The following is an 8978-nucleotide window of genomic DNA, read 5'->3' as shown; positions in this document are numbered from 1 at the left end:
CAAAATCCTGGATTCGGGCGCCTATGACATCATTTGTCCCATGATAGATATGGCGACAGCATCAGCAATGAAAGAGATGGGACTGAATATGTTTCCCCCGGTAATAATATTCAGCGAATACGCGCTGAAACGAGCTTCCGGTTGGCTAAATTACAGGAATGAACATGAGGCATCCAATCCTGCTTTTGTCAGGACCATTATGTGCTCATACTCTGTAGGACGTACAACTGGCAGCCCTGTCAGTCATGCGGATATTTCCTCCGTTGATCAGCCTGAACATATTCATAAACCGCTTTGTATATGACTCATTCATTAACATTTTTACAATGAATGACCTAACCTCAAATCAATCTGAATACAGGATGAAACAATGAATATAAAATCACTCTCACCGAGTTCTCTGAGCGCCCGTATACTAAGAAGGACAAAAATGATCCCCGAACGCGTCGCGTTCATCGACTGTAAGATGCCCGGCTCTCATCTAAAAGAAAATTATTCCCTGATCGGGTCCGGTGTCAGTCAGGCCACAAAAAAAGAAATCAGTATCAGCGAGCCCCACGGCTTCGGTCTTGGAGTCGCGGCAATGCCTGCGGGTATCACTAATAATCTTCATATCCATTACACAGCCGAAGTTTTCATGATTTATCATGGAAAATGGCTGTTCCGCTGGGGGGCGGAGGGGGATGAAGGCGAAATTGTTGGCGAAGCGGGAGATATTATTTCTATTCCTACATGGATATTTCGTGGATTCACAAATATCGGTGACGACCATGGCTGGATCTTCACCGCGCTTGGTGGCAATGATTCCGGCGGAATTATCTGGCATCCACAAGTACTCAAATCTGCGGCCAAACATGGCCTTTATCTGACCAAATCTAACAAAATGATAGATACCGATGCAGGCGAAGCCATTCCCGAACCGGAACAGCTTGTACAACCTCTCGATGACGCCGCTATCACCTGTCTCCCACATTACTCGGTAGAAAAAATGTGCGAACGCCTAATTAAGCGTGGTGAACGACTATTCTCATCCTCTTCGCTTCTTGATAGCGTCCTCGAAGGACACGGTGCAGAACTTGCGCCTGCAGTCGGCTACGGGATCACGCAGGATCGTGAGCAACATCCTACTGTTACTAACCCACACGGCCTATCAATTGAATGGGGACGTATTCCTGTCAATGGAGAAATAGGGCTACATACGCTTGCTCAGAAGCAGGTACTGATCCTGTTTAAAGGGGAACTTGACGTTACACTCAAGAGTTCATCCGATGAAAGTAGCGAAATAATGCACCCTCAGGATGTCTTTTCCTGTCCTGAAAATGTGTGGCGTAGATTCAGAGCCGTTGGTGATACCCCAGTTGAGTTTGTGTTGTTAACCTCGGGCGATCAGCGCAAGCACATTGAATGGTCTGAAGATATTATCAACCAAGCTGCAGCCAAAGGATTTGGCATTGACCCCGATGGTTATATCGCACCAGTGTCGATGCTTCCACCATCAATTCAGGAAGCGTTGCTTAAACCAGAACTTATAGCGTAAATGCTTTGAGCATAAAACCTTACTGTCATGCGAATGACCTCAGGTATTCATGCGCCTGGCAGATAAGGTTAAATATCATCCAATATAATATTTAACAAGGAAAAATAATGCGTACTGAAAATGATACACTAGGCAGCAGAGAAATTGAGGATGACCATTATTATGGAATTCAGACTCAGCGTGCACTTGAGAATTTCTCGATATCTGGCATAACCATTGATAAAATTCCTAGTTATATTGATAGCTTGCTCCTCATTAAAAAATCAGCCGCCATTGCTAACCATAGAATTGGGAAAATAAGTAACGAACAGGTTTTAGCTATTTCACAGGCCGCAGATGAGTTTTTAACTACACCGCAGGCACAGCAATTCCCGTTGGATATTTACCAAGGTGGTGGTGGTACATCGACAAATATGAATGTCAATGAAGTCTTGGCCAATCGGGCTAATGAGATTTTAACCGGAAAAAAAGGATATGATGTTGTTCATCCCAATACTCATATCAATATGTGTCAATCGACAAACGATGTCATTCCCGCGGCAATGAAAATGTCTATCTATAAAATTCTCGGTGAGCTTGAATATGCACTTTCAAGTTTCGTAGAAATCCTAGGTAATAAGGTCGAGGAATTCACCGATATCGTAAAGATTGGAAGAACCTGCTTACAGGATGCATTGCCATTAACATTGGGACAGCAGTTCAGTGGTTACTGCAGTGCCTTTGAACGCTCAGTGCTCCAGATCAATAACGTACGACGCCATTGTCTTGAATTACCTATGGGAGCAACTGCTATAGGAACAGAATTCGGCACTTATCCCGGATATAAAGATGCTTTTTATCACGCATTGCATGAAAATACTGGGATTAATTTTACGCCCGAAAAAAATTTCTTTGATGCCCTGCAGAATGCGGATTTTTGGATTACAACATCGGCGGTGCTTAAAAGCACCGCGAATATTCTGAATAAACTTGCATCCGACCTAAGACTCATGGCATCCGGGCCTAGAGCCGGCTTGGCCGAGATTACCCTGCCCGCGGTACAACCAGGATCGTCTATTATGCCTGGAAAAATTAATCCAGTGATACCGGAAATGGCTATTCAGGTTTATTTCCGCATTCTGGGCAACGATCTCAGCATCACTCGTGCCTGCGAAGGGGAACTTGAACTGAATGTTTGGGAATCATTGATCCTCAACTGTATTTCTGAATCCTGCCGACTCCTCACAGAATGTTTGCCTCTGTTCAGTGAAAAATGTATTAAAAACCTCATCGCTAATCGAGAACGTTGCGCTGAGGATGCCGGAAGTTCTTTAGCCCTTTCCACTGTCATTGCAACAATCTTTGATTATAAAATAGCGTCGGAAGTAGCAAGGAAAGCGGAAACAGAGGGGAAAAGTATCTATCAGATCGTCGTTGAATCAGGTCTACTTTCCACAGAGAAAGCATCCCAGCTTCTGGAACCAAGTGTATTAACCTGTCCTGAGTTATTTAATGAATTGTATAAATAATATTCCTTTAATCAGTTTAAGCTTACTACTTCTAAACAGGTCCAGTCTGGGTCACGGGTTGATGCGTAGCGTAATACTTCGTTAAACCGAAGCTCAGCGGGATTTACCAGCCGGTTTATTCGCCGTGGGTGAACCACGTTGAGCGCCTATGGCAGGCGCTTCACGGCACAATAACCCGCAACCATCAGTGCCGTTCGATGTGGCAGCTACTGAGAAAGGCTCACCATTTTATGCAAACCGTCAGCCCATTCCCGGGAGGTAAACATGATCTGGCAAAGTGTAGCGCAGAAATTTAGGTCGCTGATGGCCGCATGGACATATTGGTGTAGATAGTTATGGTTAAGTATGTGATCTTCATCAGCTAACATTTATTCCCGTTCAAAAACGCTATTCGCCTTTTCTTAACCATAAACTGTATAGAGCTCCGCAACCTGTTCATCAGTCAGCGTTACCATGCCATGCGGACGCAGCGTAAACCACAGACGAGCCGTATCTTCTAACTCTTCCGCATTAAATACGGCATCCCGCAAACTGCTTCCCCCAATGACCGGGCCATGATTCGCGAGAAGCATAGCGTTATGCTCAACGGCCAGTCTTTCGACTTCAGCGGCCAGTTCAGGATGTCCAGGACGCAGATACCGGATTAAGGGTAGTTTGCCCACTCGCATGACAAAGTATGGCGTTATGGGAGGCAAACAATCGCTGGGATTCAGCCCTTGTAAACAGGAAAGTGCAGTTAACCAAGGGGAATGTAAATGAACCACCCCGCCAATATCTACACGTTGATTATAAAACGCTAGGTGCATAAGTGTTTCTTTTGACGGCTTTTCTCCGCGAATCCAGTTGCCGTTTGCATCCAGCTCGCTGAGGGTCGCAGGATCAAGCGATCCCAAACTGGAATTAGTTGGGGTGACTAAGTAGCCTCCTTCTGGCAGTCGCAGGCTGAGATTACCTGACCCACCGCTACTGTATCCGCGCATGAACATAGAATGGGCTAATGTCACCATCTGCTCGCGTAGTGCCTGGGCATTCATATTCATGAAAAAGACTCCTGTGCTTTGGAAAAGAAGCTTTCGTCGCCGAAATTACCAGATTTAAGCGCCAGCCAGAGAGGGCGTTTTATATCTTTAACCCATGGAACACCCGGAGCAATACTTTCTCCAATAGTAAAACTTGCTACATTGAGGCGCTGCACCAACAGACTTGACGTTTCTCCGCCGGCAACGATGAACTTATTCACGCCAAACTGATTGAGCCTAATGGCTAACAAAGCAAATAAATTTTCAATTGCGCTGCCTGCAGCCTTTACCCCATAGCACGCCTGAATCGCTTTCACCTCTTCTGCTGAACATGTGGCATAGATCATCGGTGCCAACGGACCGGCATATTCCAGATACCAGTCAACAAGTTCTTGGATATAAGCGCTGCTATCGTTAATCGCACGCTCGACTTCGACCGCTCTGGCCGGGGCTAATTGTCGATAGTACTGAACCTGTTGATTTGTCATGACAGAACAACTCCCCGCCAGCACAATTGCTTTGCCTTCCATACCGGATACAACGACGTCTTTACTTAAGCCATTACCCGGATGAAGCATTGCCAGTGCGCCTGCTAGACCTGAACCTCCCGTCAGTAATACCCTGTCAGGTAGCGCCGCCGCCAGCGTAAGCAAGTCATCCTCTGTCACAGCATCAAGCACAGCGTAGTGCTTTCCCGCTTCTTCAAGCGACTGGAGACGTGCGCGGATGGCATCTTTGCCGGCATGCACACTGCTAAGCGGAACCAGTCCACAAGTTCCTGACGCTTGCTTCTCCATTACGCGCATCAAATTAGCATCTGTCATTGGCGTTAAGGGGTGATTCTGCATTCCCGATTCATTCAGCAACTGGCCATGAACAAACAAATGACCTGCTTCTACCGTCCTGCCGTTAACAGGCAAAGCCGGGCACAGTACCGCAAGGTTCAACTGCGTCAAGTGTAAAAGCATGTCGGTCACTGGGCCAATATTGCCTTCGGGCGTTGAATCAAAAGTGGAGCAATATTTGAAATAAAGGCGCTGGCATCCATGCTTGATGAGCCACTGAGCGGCCAGTCTGCACAACGTGGTTGCTTCTGATGACGGACAGGAACGGCTTTTTAAAGAAATTACGATAGCATCAAGCCCAGCAGTATCGAGCGTTTCTGAAGGGGTTCCATTCATTTGAATTACTTTCCACCCTGCCGTGGCCATAAAGCTTGCAATGTCAGTGGCCCCGGTAAAATCATCAGCGATAATACCCAATTTTAGCGTCATAAACCTTTCCCGTAATGTTGTTAATGGAGAGAATATTTTGAAAGATTTGCTTTCACAAAGATGGCCGATTTATCCTAATTCTGGGGATGACCGTAATCGCCGCTCTACAATTCTCTCATTGAAAAATATCAAATAGAAACTAAAAAAAGAATGCACACACCAGTGTGATCTTTTTGTTATAAGGGTCAGCGCCTATATAAAGTATCTGTTGGTATTTTTCCTATTAGGAAAAAATCATGTGCACCATTCATATGGTCACAATCATTTTGCGATTCCAGCACCTCGATGTGCTGACCACCCTTTCCAACCCAATTTAATTCAGCAATGCCCACATCCGGATCTGCGTGACTATTCTGCATATCTAGGTAACCTAGGAATTCCCCCGATGCTGTCAAATGAGCTCGGGCCGCAGACAGAAGCGCTGGATCCAGAGGTGAGCGGTGGTTGCGAGCTGAAAAGTATTAGCAACTTTTTAATAAAATTTGCTTCCAGATCGCAATTTCGTCAAATAAAGTATATTCGCGCCTGATGCCCCATGGACCAAATTCTGCATGGCTGATCCCCATAATATAAACATCCACGCCTGTTGGTACACCAAATGGCCCATACCCTTCATGCTTACCTTTTAATGACCAACGAATAGCAGCTCGTGGTGACATCATTAAATCTTCTTGTCCAATACAATGCTCTATCGTAAAGATTGCATTTGGAAAAGACGATCGTAACCCTAACCAAAACTCATCTATCTGTTCATGAGAAAGTGCGGTTTTTCCTTTCGGATATTCACCAACACACGCTCGATCATATTCTTGTGGGATCACGGAAAACTCTGCATCCATAATTTTATTGAGAACAGTTTTATAACGTTCTCCCCATGCATTATTATTTCCGACACCTTGATACGGACCTCTAATATCTATTTCCGGAGTGAATGGTTGCACACATTTTTCTGGCCCACCTTCTTGTTCAATAAGACGTTGAGCATATTCTTTGGATGTCATGCCCAGCTGACGAGCAATCGCACCCTGATCCCTAACTAACCATTCATCATTTATTTGATTATTCTTCGCGTGGCAATCAGCTAAAATACGATACCCTAATTTAGTTCCGGTAGGGGCACCGTAAGCACCAAAACCTGTATGGGTTCCAGTTGAGTATAAACGATGTGAGGAAAGCATACCTTCCTCTGGTGTACCCGTCCAAATAACATCTTCTGCAAATAATTTTCGATCAGGTAATTCAGTCAACGTGGCCATTGTTGCACCGATAACCTTTTTATTACCTTTTACTACCGAGCTAGGGGATCTTACAATAATATCTGGAGCATAATAGTTGTTTAATGAACTAATAACTCTATCTTCCCAGATTTCTTTTGTTACTCCAATGATAAAATCAGGGAAATCTTTCCACTTATTATCAAAACCTTTCATAATACACTTCCTTCTATAAGTTGGTTTTATTGTAAAGCCAGGTGAACGGTATGTTTCTTTTCATTAAATACTTGGTGCAGGCTAAATAAAATTATCAGAACACAACCGATTAATTGAGTAATGGTTAATGGCTCATTAAATATAAACCATGCGAAAAATAGAGTTGAAATAGGTTCGACATAAGAAATCGTTGCATATGTTACTGTTGAGAGGTTTTGTATTGCATAAATAGCACATGCCAAACCTAAAAAGCCAGGAACGAAGCCAATGACCAGTAACCATAACCATTGACCAGAACTTAATGACATGATGTTATCAAGTGAAACAAAAGGAAAAATAACAATTGCACCAACTAACAACTGTACCCCAGAATGAACCAATAATGGTACGCCTTTCTTTGTTTCCTTATTGGTTAATATAAAACCCGCATAGCATAGCATTGCAATTATTGAGTATAGCGAATGGTATAAATCCATTGATATTTTATTATTGAAAATATTTAACACCATAAAGAAACCAATCAAAACACCACAAACTGAAGCATAAGAACTGCGCGTTATTTTTTCACCGCGAAATATCTGCGACAATATCATTGCTAATACAGGGGCCAAATACAATGTCATCACCGATACAATCAAACCAGCTATTTGAATTGATTGAATATAAAACAAAATAAATGAAGCCAATAATGCTCCAGACACAAGCATATTCACATCCGGTTTTCTAAAAAACAAATCTGCCTTATAAAAAGGAACGGTGAAAATCACAACAAATACACCACCTAATAACAGCCTAAAAAATGTTATTATTTCAGCATTCAGACCTAAAAACTTAGAAAATAAACCAATCGTTCCCATTGAAAAAGCGGCAATAACGGCAACAACAATTGAAATGTAATAGTTACTTATTTTTTTCATAGAATGCTACCTTTTTTTCCTCATTATTTTAGTCCTCTCTTATACTAATTCAACATCAATGCATTCGAATGTAACTTTTCACCCTTTGATTAACGTGGAGATGAGCTCGCTAATCCGCTCAGGCTCCTCAAGGGGTGAAAAATGGCCACATTGTGGCAATAGTTCACATGTTGCATCACGGATATTCTCGGCCATCTCCCACTGAAGCTTCGGAGGGCATAAATGATCTTGTGTGCCTGCCGTAACCAAAGTAGGTACGTTGATAGAAGGCAGATCCGCGCGACTGTCGACACGATGCTGGACGGCTAATATCTGACGTTTGAAAATGGCTAGCCCTACCTCCTCCGCCATAGATACGATCGTGTTCTCAACGCTTGAGTTTTGATGACTTTTATATAAATAGTGGGGCAATAGTTGTTTACGCACAAACAGTCCAACCCCCATACCTTGTGCTGCATGAAGCTGTTCGGCCCGCATTGACCGATTAGCCAAGGGGTCCGGACGTGCATTTGTATCTATTAGCGCAAGATGAGTGATGCGATGCGGTGCCTGACGCCAGAGTTCAAAAGCCAGAATCCCGCCAAACGAAAATCCGGCCAGCGCAAATCTCGGAGGCGAAATATCCAGAATCTTTGCAGCTAGCGCTTCCATACTGTCCGCGAAACCGACATCCATGACTTGTGGCTGCGCGATGACTGACAGAGCTGCCAGCTGCGCACCCCACAGACGATGATCGCATAATGTTCCTGGCAAAAGCAGGATTGGATGCTTCATGTTCATTCCCGCAATTTTGCCAAACGGGAACCCGCTTCAGAGCGTATTAGCTGAATATCATTACCGGGGGTCAGCATATTCAGTCCCCTCTCTTTCATTGCGGAGGCCATCGCCATGTCGCCACAAAAAATCCCCACATACTTTTGTCTGGTCTGGCAACGTTCAACAATATGGCATATCGTCACACCCAGCTCCGCCGCTTCCCAGCTACCACCAGGATTGATGCCCATGCTGATTGCCAGATCGTTCGGACCGATATAAATGCCATCAAGCCCGGCAACATCAAGAATATCGTCAATGTTCTTTACCCCTTCAATGGTCTCGATCATCGCCAGAGTTAGTAGGGTATCGTTAGCAGCATCAAAATAATCGCTCCCTCCATAAAGCAGACCACGCGCTGGCCCATAGCTGCGGGCACCCAAAGGGGGATATCGACAGGCGCGAACAAAGCGTTCGGCATCCTGGCGATTATCTATCATGGGACAAATGATGCCATAGGCGCCCGAATCCAGGATTTTA

The 8978-nt window shown here is 44.4% G+C and carries 9 protein-coding genes and 1 pseudogene; 4 read left to right on the top strand and 6 right to left on the bottom strand.

Annotation, left to right across the window (positions count from 1 at the left end; translation table 11 throughout):
* The 4 genes and pseudogenes from MUU46_RS00290 to MUU46_RS00275 form a co-directional block, all read left to right on the top strand.
* Positions 1-304: hypothetical protein (locus MUU46_RS00290; protein ID WP_258964455.1), on the top strand; the 304-nt coding region annotated here is incomplete at its 5' end.
* A 126-nt stretch (positions 305-430) separates the two neighbouring features.
* Positions 431-1537: a cupin domain-containing protein gene (locus MUU46_RS00285; protein ID WP_159776982.1), complete on the top strand. Its 1107-nt coding sequence runs from the start codon at positions 431-433 to the stop codon at positions 1535-1537.
* A 107-nt stretch (positions 1538-1644) separates the two neighbouring features.
* Positions 1645-3045, top strand: a complete 1401-nt coding sequence (locus MUU46_RS00280) for an aspartate ammonia-lyase (protein WP_258964454.1) — start codon at positions 1645-1647, stop codon at positions 3043-3045.
* An 86-nt stretch (positions 3046-3131) separates the two neighbouring features.
* Positions 3132-3341, top strand: a pseudogene (locus MUU46_RS00275) (IS630 family transposase); the annotation flags it as partial.
* 105 nt (positions 3342-3446) lie between these two features.
* Here MUU46_RS00275 and otnC read toward each other — a convergent pair.
* The 6 genes from otnC to MUU46_RS00245 form a co-directional block, all read right to left on the bottom strand.
* Entirely contained in the window at positions 3447-4085 is a 639-nt protein-coding gene (gene otnC, locus MUU46_RS00270) for a 3-oxo-tetronate 4-phosphate decarboxylase (protein WP_159776980.1), read from the bottom strand.
* Complete coding sequence (gene otnK, locus MUU46_RS00265) at positions 4082-5338, bottom strand: 3-oxo-tetronate kinase (protein WP_258964453.1); 1257 nt, start codon at positions 5336-5338, stop codon at positions 4082-4084. The genes otnC and otnK overlap by 4 nt, the downstream gene beginning before the upstream one ends.
* 461 nt (positions 5339-5799) lie before the next feature.
* Positions 5800-6768, bottom strand: a complete 969-nt coding sequence (locus tag MUU46_RS00260; RefSeq protein ID WP_159776978.1) for a nuclear transport factor 2 family protein — start codon at positions 6766-6768, stop codon at positions 5800-5802.
* Between the two features lie 26 nt (positions 6769-6794).
* Entirely contained in the window at positions 6795-7685 is an 891-nt protein-coding gene (locus MUU46_RS00255; protein WP_258964452.1) for a DMT family transporter, read from the bottom strand.
* Between the two features lie 78 nt (positions 7686-7763).
* Positions 7764-8459, bottom strand: coding sequence for an alpha/beta fold hydrolase (locus MUU46_RS00250; RefSeq protein ID WP_159776976.1), 696 nt, complete (start codon positions 8457-8459; stop codon positions 7764-7766).
* Positions 8460-8461: 2 nt separating this feature from the next.
* Positions 8462-8978 (bottom strand): HpcH/HpaI aldolase family protein (locus MUU46_RS00245; RefSeq protein ID WP_258964451.1); only part of this gene is annotated, 517 nt, incomplete at its 5' end.

The organism is Scandinavium tedordense, assembly GCF_024764965.1.
Classification (GTDB): Bacteria; Pseudomonadota; Gammaproteobacteria; order Enterobacterales; family Enterobacteriaceae; genus Scandinavium; species Scandinavium tedordense.
Note: the sequence above shows the minus strand (reverse complement) of the source record. Positions and strands in the feature narration are given on the sequence as shown.

Bases quoted from the DNA above. Each gene is read 5' to 3' on its own strand.
- MUU46_RS00285 (WP_159776982.1), top strand. From the start codon at position 431: ATGATCCCCGAACGCGTCGCGTTCATCGACTGTAAGATGCCCGGCTCT.
- MUU46_RS00255 (WP_258964452.1), bottom strand. From the start codon at position 7,685: ATGAAAAAAATAAGTAACTATTACATTTCAATTGTTGTTGCCGTTATT.
- MUU46_RS00280 (WP_258964454.1), top strand. From the start codon at position 1,645: ATGCGTACTGAAAATGATACACTAGGCAGCAGAGAAATTGAGGATGAC.
- otnC (WP_159776980.1), bottom strand. From the start codon at position 4,085: ATGAATATGAATGCCCAGGCACTACGCGAGCAGATGGTGACATTAGCC.
- MUU46_RS00250 (WP_159776976.1), bottom strand. From the start codon at position 8,459: ATGAAGCATCCAATCCTGCTTTTGCCAGGAACATTATGCGATCATCGT.
- otnK (WP_258964453.1), bottom strand. From the start codon at position 5,338: ATGACGCTAAAATTGGGTATTATCGCTGATGATTTTACCGGGGCCACT.
- MUU46_RS00260 (WP_159776978.1), bottom strand. From the start codon at position 6,768: ATGAAAGGTTTTGATAATAAGTGGAAAGATTTCCCTGATTTTATCATT.